The following is a 16696-nucleotide window of genomic DNA, read 5'->3' as shown; positions in this document are numbered from 1 at the left end:
AATTGGTATGCATTTGGACAACCTATCCCATATCCCGGAAGAAAGAGGCGATAAGCATGTCCGATTTGAACAACAGTCACAAGGAAGCTGTCGAGACGGTTAAAGAGCTGATCAAGGGCATCGATACAGCGATGTTCACGACGGTTTCGGCCGAAGGATTGGTATCCCGCCCCATGAAGACACAGGAAATTGAGTTCAACGGAGATTTATGGTTCCTAACCAAGAAGGATACCAGCAAGTTCGAGGAACTCCTTCATGATCCGAGGGTTAACATCGTATACGCTGATAAATCCTATGTTTCCATCCGAGGAACGGCCAAGTTCGTAGAGGATTTGGGCAAGAAAAAAGAATTGTGGAGTGCAGGGTACGATACGATTCTTCAGACCAGCTATGATGACCCTAATGTGATCCTGATTCAGGTACAAGCCGAAGCGGCCGAATATTGGAAAAGCGGCAACCTGACGGAGAAGGCGACTTTTTTCTTTAAACGCCTAACCAAGCAGAATACAGAGCAGTCTAGTCTTAATCAGACCATCGTATTAAAATAGAGCGGGCGATACCAGCCCTTACAGATATCGGAATCAGGGATAGCGAGAATGTTCAACAAAACAAACCCCCACCTATAAATAGAGTGGGGGTTTGTTGTGCAATTAGCGGTTTACCACATTCACGGAGGTCCCTGATAAGAACCCGCGCACGTTGTCGTAAGCAATATCCATCAGGCGGGAACGGGCTTCCTTGGTAGCCCATGCAATGTGTGGCGTGATTATGCAGTTCGGCGCATGGAGCAGCGGGTTATCCGCCGTCGGCGGCTCAACTGCCAGTACGTCTAGAGCAGCGCCTCCAATCGTCCCCTTATGCAGGGCTTCCGCCAGGTCTGCCTCGTCGATCAGCGGGCCTCGGGACGTATTGATTAAGAAGCAGTTAGGCTTCATCAGCGCAAGGCGCTCCGCCCGGATGATCCGCCTAGTGTCCTCCAGAAGAGGGCAATGCAGGCTTATCACATCGGATTCCTTCAGCAGAGTCGTCAGGTCTGTCCATTCGACCCCGTCCGAGATGCCTGATTTCCCGCCATCGTCCACGGCCAAGACTCGCATGCCGAAGGCTCTGGCAATATGGGCGGTCTGCAATCCGATTCTGCCAGCCCCGATAATTCCCATGGTCTTGCCGTCCAGCTCCACCAGTGGCGACTTCGTATAGCAGAAGTCGGGACATTGGCTCCACTCACCCTCATGAACCGAATCGCCGTGCCGCTGCACCCGATGGCAGAGCTCTAGCAGCAAGGCAAATACGAACTGGGCAACGGATTGCGTGCCGTAAGTGGGGATGTTCGTTACCGGTATATCCCGCTCCCGGGCAGCCTCCGTATCCACTACATTATAGCCTGTGGCCAGCACCCCGATATATTTCAAATTTGGCAGCTTGTTTATGGTCTCGGCAGACAGCACCGTTTTGTTGGTCAATACTATATCTGCTTGCTCTGCCCGTGCAATGATCTCCTCCGGGAGCGTCCTGTCATAAATCTTCACATCTCCAAGCTCCTTGAAGTTCTCCCAGTTTAAATCCCCTGGATTCAAGGTATATCCGTCTAAAACCACTATGGTTGTCATTTTACATCCTCCTCGTATGAGATTCTACCCAACAGCCGCTATCCCCGTCTGTACTCTCTCGGAGACATTCCAACCTCTCGCGAGAACAGCTTGGAGAAGTACAGCGGATCCGAATAACCCACCTTATCAGCAATCTCTGAAATGGGGGCGAATCCGTTCCGCAGAAGCGCCTTGGCGTGGTCCACCCGGGTCTTCTGCACGTAATTGACATAGCTGTAACCCGTGATTTTCTTGAACAGCAGCGAAAAATAACTGACGGACATCGAGCAGATCCTCGCCATCTCATATCTGTCGGCAGGCTGCCTGTACTGCGTATGCACATGTTCCATCGCTCTTCGGACCGCCTCCTCGGCTCTCCGCACGGCTAAAGACTGAGTCGCATGCCTGCTCTCGATCCCGTCCAGCAGCTCCAGTAGCAAGTTCCGGGAGCGCCATTCTTATCCGGGCTGCTTCCCGTTCCACAAGGAGTACAGCTTACGGAATTGCTCCTCGGCATCTGCTTCGGCCTCCAACTGAAGAACATGGGGCAGGGGGATGGCGGTGTCAGCCTCCTTGGAAGCAAGCTCCGTTCCTTCCCAATGGACCAGCCTGTAGTCGAAATGAACAGCGATATACAATAAGGGATTATCCCTGTCGGATATAAACCTCATCCTGCTACGTGGGGGCGAGATATGATAGAAGCAACCGCGGCGAAGTTCATACTCCTCACCGTTCACTGCTAGCTTACCTGTTCCTCCCACTGCTAGACCCAGATTGCACATCCGGGTGGTGGGAATTTCAACCTGATAGGCGTTATCACGCCAATGCTGCTCGTCCCGGAACACAATATCGTGAATCCGGGGTATCAATCGGTTCATGAAATCCTGATCCAACTCGGACCCTCCCCCGCTGCAAGGAACTGAAACAAGAATGGCGCTTACGCATACCCTAATAAGCGCCATTCCGGCTATCATCAGCTCCAGTTGCTTATAAGCCGATTATATATGGATTCCACACGTGCATTCATCTTTTTCTTCAGGAAACCGTTGGCCTCACGGATATGGGTCTTCAGCGTAATGATCAGCTCGAGCCCCGGATCAGCCAGCCTGCTGCCCATAACCTCCGCCAACTGCTGTCTCCATTCAGGATGAGCTTCCGCGATCCGGAATGCAGCCATCATGGAGAAGGAAAAGAACTGGAAGTACAGCTCCTTACGGTCGTAGATAAACTCATCATTGCTGCTGTCCGTCTCCAAGGTCTCCATGAAGGTGTCTTCCCGGATGAACCGGAGCAGCTCGGGCATAATCTCCGTATCCTTCAATCGTCCCAGCAAATAAATGGCGGCGAATAGGTGCGGCTGGTTGTACTTCCTGCTCGTGCGCGGAAGGTACAAATCCCGTGCATACACGATCTCCCGAAGTACAGGTACGCACTTGGTCCGGCCCATCAGCCCAAGCGCCAGCGCGCTGTTCTTCCGGAGCAGGGGGTGTTCCTGCTGGTTCATCCATTCCTCCAAGGCATAGGCGATAGGTTCCCCGAGTCTCTTGGCCGACCATATGGCAATACCTGGTTTGTCGGTGTTGAGCGCCTCCCGAATGGCTTGAGTATCCGTCAGCCACTTGGTGGCCGGAATTGGAGCCTGTTCATGGTCCTCCTGTGGCGTAATCTCGCGAATTTCCGTACGCTCTACAGCGCGCAGGCACTTGCTTTCCTCAAGCATGGCCCGAAGCAAGCCATACGGAACCTTCTTAAGTTGTACATTCTGATGGATGGATAAGTAAGCCATGCTAGCGGCAGCCTCACCGCTTTTTTGCATATCACGCTTCTGTCTGATGGCGGAGGCAATATCATGATCCACGGAGAGACAGCGTCCGGCAACCAGTATGCCGTCGTACCCTTTGGGAATCAAGGTGCCCTTGGGGATCGGAACATTCATATTGGGCCCGAACAGGCTTGCGGCAACCAGCCAGTCCTGTTGGTTATCGCTTTCGAAGGCCATATCCTTGCCATGGTTATCCAGGTTGGAGAAGCCGAAAAAGATAGGCTCCCGCGTCAAGTGGTCCGCAAGCACATCCCCAAAGGTAACCTGATCCTCACCTACGATCCGACGGGTCTCGCGGAGTCCAAGCAGGGGACAGACCTTGAGAACAACCGATTCTTCGTTGTAACACTCCTGTAAATGCGTTCCCAGTAGGTTCGATTCGAAGATCGCCTGGTTCACACTATCCGGGTCGTCAATATCGATATAACCGGAATCCGTATAGAAGTTCCCTACTGATCCGTTCGGGTAGGATTTCATCAGCACATTGGAGAAGGGTTGGCACTTGCCGTCCAATTCCCTGCCCATGTCAAAAGCGACCCCGGCCAGTTCTGCAACCTCCGCATTGCCGGTACAATCGATAACAACCTTAGCCGAGGTATCGTGAATCCCTTCCGGGGATACCCAACGGACGCCCTTAACGGAGGTACCGTCCAGATAGACCCCGATTACGAATGATTCATAGCGGATTTCCACACCTGCCTGGACGGCATTGCTGTCCAGGACCCAGTTCTTGATTTCGCCGTGTACACCTTGGAACCGAACGAAGTCTTCTTGCTTCTGATAGGAAATAACCTGACTGTCTATCTCTTCGAAAATTCCCCCGCGGTTCCCATAATAATAACCCACTACACCACCGATGGTCCCTGTCCCGCCCATACTGTTGAGGCGTTCGATGCCCAGAACCTTCAATCCTCTTCTTGCAGCAGTAATTGCAGCCATGGAGCCTGCAGTTCCCAGACCGATGACGATTACATCATAGTGATCTCCGAACGCTGCCGAAGCAGGGGAGGACACTCTGACGCCAGCTTTTTTTTCTCGAATATACATGATTAGTAGCCTCCTTTTCCCAAACGGTATCCATGCTCCAAAGCTTCGAGCGGATGATTGTAATAAGCGGAAGGCCGCCACTCCCAGCCGGGCTGGATCGATACTTGCTCCGAGTTATAACCCATTTCGAAGTCATCCGCATGGGTGACGAAGGCACAGGACTGCAATGCCGCCGGGCGGTTCAGCCAGAATTGGAACAGTTTGTTTCTTGCTTCGACCCATCCGTCACCGGGCTCTATAGGAAACTGGAGAACGGTCTCCGCCTCGAACCTGCCTAACCGGATTGAGAAACCCTCCAGTCCGGCTGCAGCTTCCTGCCTTGATAGTCCTTGCAGCATCATGTTCAGGTTCTTGTACTTTAGATGGCCAACCCCGGGCTTAGTCACGCATAGAGGGGTCGTATCGATCAATTCGTCCGCTATAAGAGTCCGCAGACCGGAGGCGTCGTAATAGGTTACTTCGAATTTACCGTCTTGTTGCTTCACATCCACTACGGCGGTCTGCATTCTTACATCAAGCTTAGCATCTGTAAGCTGCTTGATCATAAAGGGCATGAAGCCGGCCAGATGCAGTCTGCCTTCCGCATCGACGACGTTACGGCTGACACAGTCCTCCTGCACCTTCTTGCCTATAGCTGTTACCGGCGAATACGCGGCTTCGCTTAGTTTGAAGCTGCGAATAAACTCGCTGCCTACCGCGTTGCCACCCTCTAGAACCACCGCATTACCGTCCCTACCTAAAGCGAGGCCCAGCCCCAACATGGAGGCCCCTATAATCAGACTCGGTACATATTCTCTTTGACTCATATCCTATTCCCTCCCGCTTCGAATATCCAATAAACGCTTATTTTTCGCTACTTCTGTATTAATTACACTCGCTTATACCCATTATTATACGCTTACAATTCAATCGGTAAATGGACAAAGTCTTCTGAAACATGGAGGATTCTCCAATCAACGGAGAGCAGTTTATAACGGCTCAATGGGTTTATCGAAAATGGTAATGAAGTTGTGGTTGGACGATTTGGCCTGGAAACTAGGCGGGGAAGAGAGGACGCAGCGGGAGATGGCGAAGGAGTTGGGGATCAACCGGAGACGCTCGGGGGTATCGTATTGCATTCGTAAAGTCTACATATATTTAAAAAACAACCCGGAACGGCTGGTTGCCGCGCTCGGGTTGTTTTTGGTTAAACTTCTAAATGAATGGATTGAGTTGGCTATAAATGGTGTTATTAGACGCTTATTTTTTGGTAGCCAGGAATTCATCGATTTGACGTTGTTTTTCTTGCAGCACTTTATCCATGCCGGCTTTTTTAAGTTCTTTATTCATTTTATCCAGGTAGTCGGTAGAATCAACAATACCAGCACCTAAAGCATCGACATACTTCTTCCAAATGGCAGCAATTGCCGCTTCCTCATTCTTAACAGGCTCAGCGTTGTAGACGAAGCCAACCAATACAGAAGGCGTACTTGAATGGTTAAAGTCTTTGAATTTTTCCCACTTCTGAGGATCCTCTTGCTCGAAGGTGTTGGTGAGGAACTGGTTCCCGATTTGCCAAGCATTAGCCGGGGCATATCCGTTCTGTGATGCTTCAACACCGTCTGGATATTTGATAACCGTTTCTTTACCGGGAACCTTGACATAGTGCTTACCTTCAATGCCATAGTCAATCAAATTCACAATCTCTTTATCAGTATGCAGCAAGTTCAGAAACATCATTGCACGTTCCGGATCTTTGGATGTCTTCGAAATCGCGAGCATAGAGTTATTCAAGTCGCCAGGTGATGTACGGGGCTCTGTTTGTGCCGATTGAACGAATGGTTTCGCCATTCCAATGCTGTATTCCGCATCTCCTCCTGGTTTCAATTGAGCTTGTTGAGCAAATACCAGGCCTGTTTTGGATTGCGCTCCCAGATCCGTATTGGTTGCAGGGTCTTTCTGGAACAAACCGAGCTTAAACCATTTTTCCATAAGCATGTATTGAGACTTGGCTTCTTCTGTCTCAAAAATATTGACTATTTTAGTGCTGCCATCGGTGGGCAGGCGACCTGGACTTTCTTGTGAACCAACGATTTCATACGGTAAATTGTATAACCAGTTTTTTGTAGCAATAATTGGTATGATATTTGGATAATCCTTTTTTACCTGAAGTAGATAAGGTTCGAGATCTTCTAACTTCTTGATGGAAGTTAGATCAATTTTATATTTATCAACAAGTTCTTTTTGAAGAAGCATGCCCCACTGGGATGCTATTTCCTTTTGCGTAGGTATGGCATAGGTTTTACCGCCAAGCTTACCGCCATTTAGTAAAACAGGATCCATAGTTTCAAGAATTCCTTTTCCGTATGATTCCAGCAGGTTGTTATTCGGATCATCCAGCTGAATGAAGGCCCCTTTGGCTACATTACCGGTAAAGTTATCCCATCCTGCAGTAAACATCAGGTCGAAAGGTTCGCCCGATGCCATCATAAGGTTCATCTTCTGCGGGAATTCAGCCCATCCCAAGTGATGGATCTTAACTGTTGCATTAATCTTAGCCTTTGTTATCTTATTTATTGCTTCCTCGACAAGCTGAGTGTCTTTTTGTGCAGGAGGCCCTTCGAAGTAGATGGATATTTCTCTAGCTTCCAGCTTCGATACATCCGTTGCATTGGTGCCTGCATTAGTTTCTTTCGTTGTATTTCCCTCTGGAGCTGGGTTGTTGCCTTCAGTCTTGCTGCCATTGTTGCTGTTCCCGCAAGCTGAAAGCAGCATTGAGAAGGCAAGAGACAGTGTAATAATATGGAAAATCGCTTTTCTGTTCTTCATTCTTTAACCCTCCAATGTGTGTTATATCTATGCTACCCAATGTTAAGGGAATAGCCAAATTTAGTAGATCAATCAACATTTCAAAGAGACCGATTGTCGCTAATACAAGCAAGGGTAACTGGAAAATAAGTGGAATTAGAATTTAATAATTGTAAACGTATACAGAAACTTTTGAGGGGAAATGATAACCGTTCAATGCAGTTTGACCGCTCCTATAATGGCTCACCCAACTCCTTTATTTTTTTCTGTAATAATCTTAATATTAAAGATTTTTAGAAAATAGTGAATAAAGGATTTATGTTTTTCTATCATTTTTTTATGATCTTGTGAATAGAAACGGATACCGTCCCTTAAAGGACGGCAAAACCTATGATTATGCCCGTAAAAAACGTCGTTCTCAATTTCCATAATTGAAGCTGAGTGACGTTTATTCTTACTGCAATTTCGACGGAGGGGATTTTAGCTTCCGAAGTCTGGAAGGTGGCGGAGAGCCGAACCGTTTGAATCCCTGATACAGATAAACGGCTATTGACCGAGCATTAGTAACACATGAAGAGCTGTTGAATGTGGGAAAACTACATTTCGTGCTTGGTGAGCAGCCCTGTGGCTGGGGGGAATCCGAACATCCGCCGCTGTAAAAATACCTGTTGTTGAAAGGGGTTATGCGAATGCTTTATTAAAAAACAACCCGGGATCGGCTGGCTGCCGAGCTCGGGTTGTTTTGGGTTAAGGCTTCTAAATAAGTAGAATGAGTTAGCTGTAAATAGTGATATTGGACGATTATTTTTTGGTAGCCAGGAATTCATCGATTTGACGTTGTTTTTCTTGCAGCACTTTATCCATGCCGGCTTTTTTTAGTTCTTTATTCATTTTATCCAAGTAGTCGGTAGTATCGACAATACCTGCAGATAAAGCATCAATATACTTCTTCCAGATGGCTGCAATGGCAGCTTCCTCATTTTTAACAGGCTCAGCGTTGTAAACGAAGCCGACCAATACAGATGGTGTACTTGCCTTATTAAACTCTTTGAATTTTTCCCACTTTTGAGGGTCTTCCTGTTCAAAGGTGTAGGTGAGGAACTGGTTACCGATCTGCCAAGCATTCGATGGGGCATACCCGCTCTGTGCTGCTTCAACACCGTCTGGATATTTGATTACACTTTCTTTACCTGAAACTTTGACATAGTGTTTACCTTCAATACCATAGTCAATCAAATTCACAAGATCTTTATCGGTATGCAGCAAGTTAAGGAACATCATTGCGCGTTCCGGATCTTTGGAAGTTTTAGAGATCGCAAGCATGGAGTTGTTCAGGTCGCCGGGTGCGGTACGGATTTCTGTTAGCGGAACTTGAACAAATGGTTTCTCCACCCCGATGTTGTATTCTGCGTCTCCCCCTGGTTTTAGTTGGGTTTGTTGAGTAAATACTAAACCTGTCTTGGATTGTGACATTAGATCCGTATTTGTTGCAGGATCTTTTTGGAACAAGCCGAGCTTAAACCATTTTTCCATAAGCTTAAACAAAGACTTGGCTTCTTCCGTTTCAAAGACATTAACAACTTTAGTGCTGCCGTCATTCGGAAGACGACCTGGGCTTTCTTTAGAGCCAACGATCTCATATGGTAAAATTCCCAACCAGTTAGAAGTGGCTATTATAGGAATAATGTTCGGAGAATCCTTTTTAACTTGAAGCAGATAAGGTTCAAGATCTTCTAGTTTTTTGATGGAAGCCAAGTCAATCTTGTATTTATCTACAAGTTCCTTTTGAAGAAACATACCTTGCTGGGAGGCAATTTCCTTTTGCGTAGGAATGGCGTAGATTTTACCAGCTATTTTACCCCCATTTAGCATAAGAGGGTCAATATTTTCAAGAATCCCCTTTCCCTGATTTTCCAACAGGTTGTTCTTCGGATCATCGAGCTGTACGAAAGCTCCTTTGGCAACATTACCGTTAAAATTATCCCATCCTGCAGTAAACATCAAATCGAAAGGCTCGCCGGATGCCATCATAAGGTTCATCTTTTGCGGGAATTCAGACCATCCCAAGTGGTGAATTTTGACGGTTGCATTAATTTTAGCCGTTGTTATCTTATTTATTTCTTGTTCGACAAGTTCTGTATCTCTTTGTGTAGGGGGACCTTCGAAATAGATGGAAATTTCTCTCGTTTTAAGCTTCGATACATCCGTTGCATTAGTGCCTGTGTTTGTTTCTTTCGTTGCATTTCCCTCTGAAGCTGTGTTCTTGCCATCTGCATTGTTGACATTGTTGCTCTTTCCGCAAGCGGAAAGAAGCAATGCGAAGATAAGAGACAGCGTCATCATACGAGAAATCGCTTTTTTGTTCGACATTCTTTAACCCTCCTATGTTTTTTCTTTATGCTACCCAATTATAGGGAATAGCCAAGTTTCTTACCCTTTCACAGAACCGACAGTTAAGCCTTTTACGAAATACTTGGAAATGAAAGGATAAACAATAATGATGGGTCCAATACCTACGACCGCCATCGCCATACGGACGGTTTGAGCGGGCAACGTTTTGAGTGCACCGTCTATAGCTTGTTGATTAGCAAAACCGGAGGTTAAATAGTTGATATTATTAATGACCCGATAAAGTAAATACTGTACGTTTACTAAATTCTCGGAACTGATGAAGATTAAGCTGGTGTACCAATCATTCCAGTAAATCAACATTTGAAAGAGACCGACAGTTGCTAATACAGGCAAAGATAAAGGCATGATGATTTGTGCATAGATCCGCCATTCGCTTGCACCGTCAATCTTAGCAGATTCAACTAATGCTGGTGGAATGGTATTGGCGAAGAATGTCCGCATAATAATCAGGTTAAATGGAATAATGAGACTCGGCAGAATTAAGGCGAAAATAGTATCCTTGAGCCCGGCATTCACATAAATCAAGTACCAGGGAACCAGTCCACCGTTAAACAACATAGTGAAAAAGACAATAAACGCAAACAGGTTTCGGTAAGGAAAATCAGATCTTGATACCGGATAGGCAAACAATGAAGTCAGCAGGAGACTTGAAACTGTACCCACTATTGTTACGAAGATAGAAATTCCATATCCTCGGGCAATTTTATCAAAATCATTTAATAAATAGTTATAAGCGTAAAGAGAGAATTTTTGAGGAATAAATTGATAACCGTATACAGTTAGCGATGCCTCATCCGTTAAGGATGTCATAATGACTAGCAGAAGTGGAACCACACAAGCCAAACTGAGCAGTGTCAAAAAAATGATAAGTGAATAATAAGCTGCTGGAGAAAGGGACTGAGGTCCTTTTAGGCGATTATTTTTCTTTTTTGTGATTACAGGATTTATTTTTTGATTAGCAAGATCTGTCATTAAGTCCACCTCCTAGAAAAGTGCATTTTCTTTATTGATCCGACGTACAACTGTATTTGCTACAAGAACGAGGACGAACCCTACAACGGCTTGATATAATCCCGCGGCACTAGACATACCGACATCACCATTGAGCAGGAAGTTCCGATACACGAAGGTGTCCATTACTTCAGTTGCATTTTGAAGGGCTCCTGAATTCAATGGCGCTTGATAAAAGAGTCCAAAATCGGCATTGAAAATGCGGCTAACCTGCAGCAAGGTCATAATTACAATAATAGGAAACATCATTGGAACCGTAATATGCATAATCTGTTTCCATTTCGACGCACCGTCAATAACGGCTGCTTCGTAATACTCCGGATCAATGGATACAATTGCAGCAAGGTATACTACGGCAAAATATCCGACGTTCTTCCAAGTATTCACTAAGGGGAGAATAAAGTGCCATTTGTCTGCAGCTGAGTACCAGGAAACGGCGTCGATTCCCAATCCTTTTAATACGGTCATGTTTATAAAGCCGGACTCTCCCAGAAAAGCGTACAATACATAGCTGACTGCTACATATGATAAGAAGTACGGGAACAGGATCGTACTTTGAAAGACGCTTTTTAAGCGGCCATTTCGAATTTCATTCAGCAGTATGGCTAAACCTACTGCAAATACATTGTTTAGAATTATGAATATAGAATTATACGAAATTGTATTTTTGGTAGCAAGCCATGCGATATCCGTTTGAAATAAGTATTTAAAATTGTTTAATCCGGCCCATGCGCTACCCCAAATCCCGTCGCTGAACGTAAAATTCTTAAAAGCTAAAACTACCCCGAACATTGGCAAGTAATTGTTAAAGATGACTATGGCCAATGTTGGCAGCATCATCAGGAACAATACGCGGAATTTAATAACATTCCTAATATGCATCTTGACCGCTCCCATAATGTTTCACCCACTCCTTTATTTTTTCTATGTTGTAAGCTTTATTCTAAGGATTATTAGAAAATAGAGAATAAAGGATTTATGTTTTACTATCATTTTTCTATGATCTTATAAATCAAAAAAAACGAGAGTTCCCAAAGTCGGGAACTCTCGTTTTCGGATCAGTCTATAAATGGAGACTCGAATTTACCTGAAATAAAGGAATCGATTAGAATATGTCCCGCATTGATTTCGGATTGCAGAAGAACATTTAATCGTTTCGTCTCCAGACTAAGTGCATTCTTAATGGGAATACGACCGGAAACCGCCTCCAGATAGGCTTCGAAACGGTTGTTCCACTTCACGTTAAGAAAAATCGATTGATTGGGGTTTAATTTCATATTCAGCACTGAAGGCCCAGGAGGGTAAAAAGCTTCATGTTTATTTGGATAAAATAAACGAAAGTGCGAGCCCTGATCGATATCAACAGCTAATGGTTGATTACGAATCGTAGATGAATAAGGGAGAATTACCTGTTTTGCATATAAGTCACTAAGTGTAACTGTGCTTTCGAGGTACTTCCAGAAATTCAACGCCTGTGTTTTATTCGGAGAAGCGTTATTGACTGCGATCATGGGCTCAGGAAGGAGTACAAGCGGATGTTTTCCTTTATGAGCAGAGTCAAGAGCTGGGGGGAAAGCGACTCCCCAATCAAACTGCATATCTAATTCATGCTCCAAATGATACACATCACTACTGGAAATAAACATCATACCGACATTCCCTTTTGCGAATTGTGTTAAGGCAGAGTTGTATTTCAAAGACATTTCACCGGGAAGGAGACCGCCGTTGTTTTTAAGCTCAAGCATTTTTTCAAACCATGTTCCGAAGCTATTCAAATCATACTTACCCTTGGCGTAATCGAAAACCGATAGCCCACTATAGGTTAGAGGAACTTCCATACTGTTCTTGAACCCAATTTCTTGATCCCCAAGCGGCCAGGCAAATCCATATCGCTGAAAACCAATTTGACTGTTACTGATCTTTACCGCTATGTTTGAGAGCTCATTCAAAGTTGTCGGCGGGGATTCCGGATCTATGCCCGCAGACCGAAACAAATTTTTATTATAAATGAGTCTACTTGTGTTGAAAGCATGCGGAACGCTGTATATCTCCTTATTGAAGCTCCCGTATTCGATTGCCCAGTCATTATAGTCAGGCATACCGTCTGAATACAGTTCCTTCGATATATCTGCAAGCCAATTTTTTAAAAAGTAAGTCTTTTTCCAATCCGAACTCACTGTTAATATGTCCGGTCCTGTTCCGGCAATCATCTGCATATTTAAAATTCGTGAATATTCATCTTTTGGAATTTCCTGAAGCTCAATGGTAACCCTATCCGTATTCGTCCGATTATATTGATCGATAAGCGATATCATTTCTTGGTCCGAAACGCCACCGTTATAAGCGAACGTAAGCACTACTTTATTGTTTTCTTTCGAGGGTACTTTCCGTAGTGGAGCGTTCTGCTGCCAAAGCTCGTGAGTTAGTAAACCACCGGCAATTAGGATGAGTACGCAGCACATAAAGGAAATCCAGCGAATATTTATAGGTTTCATTTTTAATCCTCCGCAATTATAATGGGCTTGAAATCTATTTCTCTGCGAAAGGCAGTGAACCGTTATGTCATTTCGTTCGGTGTTCCATGTACTCATAAATAATATTAGCATAAGAACGAGACTGCTCACTTACTTTCTATCCATGGTATTAGTGCCCTCCACACTCATTATTATTACTCTATATAACACTTCCTCGTCCACTATAAATAATAATATGAAAAATTCAATCGAACGCAATATGACAATGATGGAACTTAATCTAACGAAGTCCGTGGAGGAAATTGATAATACGACCACGAGCATATATTTAAATCCTGATCTTCAAGATGTCCTTTCTTCCAGTACCCCCCCGGATGATTATGGACTAATCGATGAGATGACCCGATTAAATTCACTGCTCGGAAATTATAGCACGAACGAGCGGACGGGAAAAAAATTCCAGCTTAAGCTTTATCTGATGGACCGTTCTGAATATAGCCGATTTTCATTCATTGGTAATGTGTTCACTATAGAGAGCATTCAGAACGAGGATTGGTTTCAATCCATCCCCTATAAAGAGAAATATAAGGTTCTCGGGTTGTACCGGAACGGTGATAGCAAGGACTCTTACTCGATCCGTTTCGTAAAGCGTATTTACGGTTTAGATGATCCATCTTTGTCATTTGCGGGTGTTCTCACAGCGGACGTTAGCATCAATGATTTCAACGAAACACTAGTGACAATGAAGCCTTCATCTAACAGTAGCGTGTATCTGCTTAATAAGAACAGAGAAGTTATGGTGGGTTCCAATAGGATAGCGGAGAATGATACATTTATGAGAAAAATGAACTTGGATTCATTAGCTTTGGGAGACGGTGGGAATTTTACTGCATCAGTACTGCCTATAAATGGGGTTTCCACGCTCGTAGCGAGTAAAAAAATACCTGAGCTCGATTGGGAAATCGTAACGCTCTCACCTATGAGTGATTTGAACGGGCCCCTAGTATCGTTTAGAAAGGTAATGGTTCTTGTCATGTTGGTCAGTCTGCTGTTGACGCTATTGCTCTCCTTCCTGCTGTCGAATAGTATCACCAATCCGATTCGAAAATTTATCAAATTGATTGGAAAAGCGGAAGAAGACTTATACAGTGTGCCGATGGAGTACAAGCGAAATGACGAGTTCTCTTATCTCTTCCAAAGATTCAATCAGATGGTTCAAAGAACACGGAATTTGATAGACAAGCTCTACGTTTCGGAGGTGAATAAGAAAAAAGCGGAGATTGAGGCTCTTCAGGCTCAGATTAATCCCCATTTTCTGTATAACACACTGGATTCGATTAACTGGATGGCGTTAAAGCATCAGGCTGGGGACATCAGTCAGATGGTTACTTCTTTATCAGACTTCTTTCGACTTAGCCTTAATAAAGGGCGCAGTATTATCAAGTTGGAGGACGAGCTTAACCAGGTGATTGCCTATTTGACCATTCAGAAAATAAAAATGAACCAAAAATTATTCTATAACATTCATGTCCCTGCTGAAGTGTACCCCTACTTGACCGTAAAGCTGCTCCTGCAACCGCTTGTGGAGAATGCGATACTTCATGGATTTGATCAATCCAACGGTCGTGGGGAGATTCATATTCAAGGATCTCTCGAGAACGGGCGAATTCTAATAAAGGTGATTGATAACGGATCAGGTAATCATGAGATTGTTGCCAAAATTAATGACATGCTCCTTACTGACAATGAAACTAATACTTCCTTTGGCATTCGGAATGTGAATGCACGCATCAAGCAATGGTTTGGTGACGATTTCGGGCTCAGTTATCAGGCAAACGAGGAAGCCGGACTCACCGCAACCATATGTATTCCAGCTACAAAAACGATGGAGGGTATGTAATGCTAACCATGATTATCGCAGATGATGAAGATATTGTTCGGGAAGGACTCAGCCAGATCATTCCCTGGGAGGATCACGGAATTGAAATTGTTGGACTAGCCGATAACGGAAAGGAAGCCTACCGATTATGTAAGGAACTTAAGCCAGATATCCTTTGTACTGATATACGGATGCCTATGATGGACGGGCTTGAAGTAGCGCAAAGGTTGCTGGACGACAAGAGTAGTACACGGGTTATTTTAATTAGCGGTGTACAGGATTTTGAGTATGCTAAGGCTGCATTAAGTCTTGAAGCGGAAGCCTATGTGCTCAAACCAGTGAAAATACCGGAACTAATTGAGGTCATACAGAAGGTGACCAATCACATCCAAATGGAACGTAATAGCGCTCAGGTGATGGAGCGTCTTCGGCTCCAGCTTCAGGATAGCATGCCTGCTCTTAGAGAAAGGCTGCTAGTTCAATTAATATCCGGTTTTTTTACGAACGAAAATGAAGCCTATGAGAAAGCTGCTTATTATAATATTGACATCCCCAAAGGTGAAGCCGTGTTGGTAGGTCTACTCCAGCTTGACGATTACAAGAAGACACTTGAGGCTTACAATGAAGAAAATAAGCAGCTTCTTTTTTTTGCTATCCATAATGTAATTAGTGAGCTTCTTAGTGTAGCAAATTCTGGAGTGGCATTTGCGAATACGTTAGAAAACGAGCTTGTCATTCTGTTCAAAGGTAACCCCGTGCACGGGAATAAGCCTATAATATTATGCGAAGAGATCATCAGATGCGTCCAAAAGTTCGTTAAAGTATCCGTTTCTATCGGCTTGGGGTCACCAGTCACGAACATCCTTCATCTTAGCCGTTCTTATCAAGAAGCGAGATCTACGATTCAATACACTTTTTTTTCGGGGAGAGGTTCAGTCGTAACTGCAGATGATGTAGATCAAAACCTCGAGACTGAAGAACATTATAGCTATATCTATCAAATCGAAAATCAGCTCTTCACCCTGCTAAAGTTAGGTGATACGAAAGGTGTAGTGGAGCTTACGGAGAAGATGTTTAAGGAAGTTTTATTGCCTATTATGAATGTGGAACAGGTACATAATTTATGTGCAGAATTTGTATTTCATCTGGCGCGCACTGTGCATAAGTTGGAGGAATCCATTGACACCATTATTGGAATGTCGCTTAACGATATTCTAAAGCGGATTGAAGGAATCGGGGATATTGAAGATCTCCAGGTTTATATTACAAGTCTGTTAAGCGGCATGACTGATTTTTTCTTTCACAAGCATAACTCGAAGAACCAAAAAATTGTCCAGAAGATTAAATCCTACATTGAACAGCATTACATGGAGAATGTTACGATACAGCTGCTCGCGGAGGAGGTCTATCTTAGTCCAACCTATATGTGCCAAATATTTAAGAAGGAGAACAATGAGACCATCATTGAGCATCTAACCCAAGTACGGGTAGAAAAAGCAAAAGTCTTAATGAAATCACCAGATCTAAAACTGTTTGAAATCGCTGAAATGGTGGGCTTCGAGAACGCTACGTATTTTACAACTGTTTTTAAGAAGCTAACGGGCATAATTCCTGGAAAGTATAGGGAAACATTGTGAATAGGAAGGACTTAACAGCCTCCCCCAATAGGACAACC

The 16696-nt window shown here is 44.5% G+C and carries 13 protein-coding genes; 3 read left to right on the top strand and 10 right to left on the bottom strand.

What is annotated here, in order from left to right:
- Window positions 1–56 precede the first annotated feature (56 nt).
- Window positions 57–548, top strand: coding sequence for a pyridoxamine 5'-phosphate oxidase family protein (locus PWYN_RS04795; protein WP_036649047.1), 492 nt, complete (start codon window positions 57–59; stop codon window positions 546–548).
- A gap of 102 nt (window positions 549–650) precedes the next feature.
- On the opposite strand, the gene PWYN_RS04790 is transcribed toward PWYN_RS04795, so the two are convergent.
- The 10 genes from PWYN_RS04790 to PWYN_RS04750 all read right to left on the bottom strand — a co-directional run bounded on the left by PWYN_RS04790 (window position 651) and on the right by PWYN_RS04750 (window position 13163).
- Entirely contained in the window at window positions 651–1610 is a 960-nt protein-coding gene (locus tag PWYN_RS04790) for a D-2-hydroxyacid dehydrogenase (protein WP_036649046.1), read from the bottom strand.
- A 38-nt stretch (window positions 1611–1648) separates the two neighbouring features.
- Complete coding sequence (locus PWYN_RS29890; protein WP_240479685.1) at window positions 1649–1939, bottom strand: helix-turn-helix domain-containing protein; 291 nt, start codon at window positions 1937–1939, stop codon at window positions 1649–1651.
- A gap of 108 nt (window positions 1940–2047) precedes the next feature.
- Window positions 2048–2482 carry an AraC family ligand binding domain-containing protein gene (locus PWYN_RS29885; protein WP_240479684.1) on the bottom strand — a complete coding sequence of 145 codons (435 nt, stop codon included), beginning with the start codon at window positions 2480–2482 and terminating at the stop codon, window positions 2048–2050.
- An 80-nt stretch (window positions 2483–2562) separates the two neighbouring features.
- Window positions 2563–4458, bottom strand: a complete 1896-nt coding sequence (locus PWYN_RS04780) for an FAD-dependent oxidoreductase (RefSeq protein ID WP_036649044.1) — start codon at window positions 4456–4458, stop codon at window positions 2563–2565.
- Window positions 4459–4460: 2 nt separating this feature from the next.
- Entirely contained in the window at window positions 4461–5264 is an 804-nt protein-coding gene (locus PWYN_RS04775; protein ID WP_036649042.1) for a hypothetical protein, read from the bottom strand.
- A gap of 433 nt (window positions 5265–5697) precedes the next feature.
- Entirely contained in the window at window positions 5698–7266 is a 1569-nt protein-coding gene (locus tag PWYN_RS04770; RefSeq protein WP_036649041.1) for an extracellular solute-binding protein, read from the bottom strand.
- Window positions 7267–8046: 780 nt separating this feature from the next.
- On the bottom strand, window positions 8047–9615 hold the full coding sequence (locus PWYN_RS04765) for an extracellular solute-binding protein (protein ID WP_036649039.1): 1569 nt from the start codon (window positions 9613–9615) through the stop codon (window positions 8047–8049).
- Window positions 9616–9675: 60 nt separating this feature from the next.
- Window positions 9676–10629, bottom strand: a complete 954-nt coding sequence (locus PWYN_RS04760; protein WP_084146596.1) for a carbohydrate ABC transporter permease — start codon at window positions 10627–10629, stop codon at window positions 9676–9678.
- A 12-nt stretch (window positions 10630–10641) separates the two neighbouring features.
- Window positions 10642–11550 (bottom strand): ABC transporter permease, encoded by a 909-nt coding sequence (locus tag PWYN_RS04755; protein WP_240479683.1) that lies wholly within the window; start codon window positions 11548–11550, stop codon window positions 10642–10644.
- Window positions 11551–11726: 176 nt separating this feature from the next.
- Window positions 11727–13163: an ABC transporter substrate-binding protein gene (locus PWYN_RS04750; RefSeq protein WP_036649038.1), complete on the bottom strand. Its 1437-nt coding sequence runs from the start codon at window positions 13161–13163 to the stop codon at window positions 11727–11729.
- Between the two features lie 64 nt (window positions 13164–13227).
- On the opposite strand from PWYN_RS04750, the gene PWYN_RS04745 reads away from it, so the two are divergent.
- Window positions 13228–15042 (top strand): sensor histidine kinase, encoded by a 1815-nt coding sequence (locus PWYN_RS04745; protein WP_084146594.1) that lies wholly within the window; start codon window positions 13228–13230, stop codon window positions 15040–15042.
- On the top strand, window positions 15042–16658 hold the full coding sequence (locus PWYN_RS04740) for a response regulator (protein ID WP_036649034.1): 1617 nt from the start codon (window positions 15042–15044) through the stop codon (window positions 16656–16658). The genes PWYN_RS04745 and PWYN_RS04740 overlap by 1 nt, the downstream gene beginning before the upstream one ends.
- Window positions 16659–16696: the final 38 nt, after the last annotated feature.

It is taken from the genome of Paenibacillus wynnii, from assembly GCF_000757885.1.
In the GTDB taxonomy this organism is placed as follows: Bacteria; Bacillota; Bacilli; order Paenibacillales; family Paenibacillaceae; genus Paenibacillus_AQ; species Paenibacillus_AQ wynnii.
The sequence above is the reverse complement of the archived record's forward strand: the minus strand, read 5'-3'. Positions and strand labels throughout refer to the sequence as shown.

Coding starts and splice junctions, on each gene's coding strand:
- PWYN_RS04795 (WP_036649047.1), top strand. CDS start 57: ATGTCCGATTTGAACAACAGTCACAAGGAAGCTGTCGAGACGGTTAAA.
- PWYN_RS04790 (WP_036649046.1), bottom strand. CDS start 1,610: ATGACAACCATAGTGGTTTTAGACGGATATACCTTGAATCCAGGGGAT.
- PWYN_RS29890 (WP_240479685.1), bottom strand. CDS start 1,939: ATGGAACATGTGCATACGCAGTACAGGCAGCCTGCCGACAGATATGAG.
- PWYN_RS04780 (WP_036649044.1), bottom strand. CDS start 4,458: ATGTATATTCGAGAAAAAAAAGCTGGCGTCAGAGTGTCCTCCCCTGCT.
- PWYN_RS04775 (WP_036649042.1), bottom strand. CDS start 5,264: ATGAGTCAAAGAGAATATGTACCGAGTCTGATTATAGGGGCCTCCATG.
- PWYN_RS04770 (WP_036649041.1), bottom strand. CDS start 7,266: ATGAAGAACAGAAAAGCGATTTTCCATATTATTACACTGTCTCTTGCC.
- PWYN_RS04765 (WP_036649039.1), bottom strand. CDS start 9,615: ATGTCGAACAAAAAAGCGATTTCTCGTATGATGACGCTGTCTCTTATC.
- PWYN_RS04760 (WP_084146596.1), bottom strand. CDS start 10,629: ATGACAGATCTTGCTAATCAAAAAATAAATCCTGTAATCACAAAAAAG.
- PWYN_RS04755 (WP_240479683.1), bottom strand. CDS start 11,550: ATGCATATTAGGAATGTTATTAAATTCCGCGTATTGTTCCTGATGATG.
- PWYN_RS04750 (WP_036649038.1), bottom strand. CDS start 13,163: ATGAAACCTATAAATATTCGCTGGATTTCCTTTATGTGCTGCGTACTC.
- PWYN_RS04745 (WP_084146594.1), top strand. CDS start 13,228: ATGTCATTTCGTTCGGTGTTCCATGTACTCATAAATAATATTAGCATA.
- PWYN_RS04740 (WP_036649034.1), top strand. CDS start 15,042: ATGCTAACCATGATTATCGCAGATGATGAAGATATTGTTCGGGAAGGA.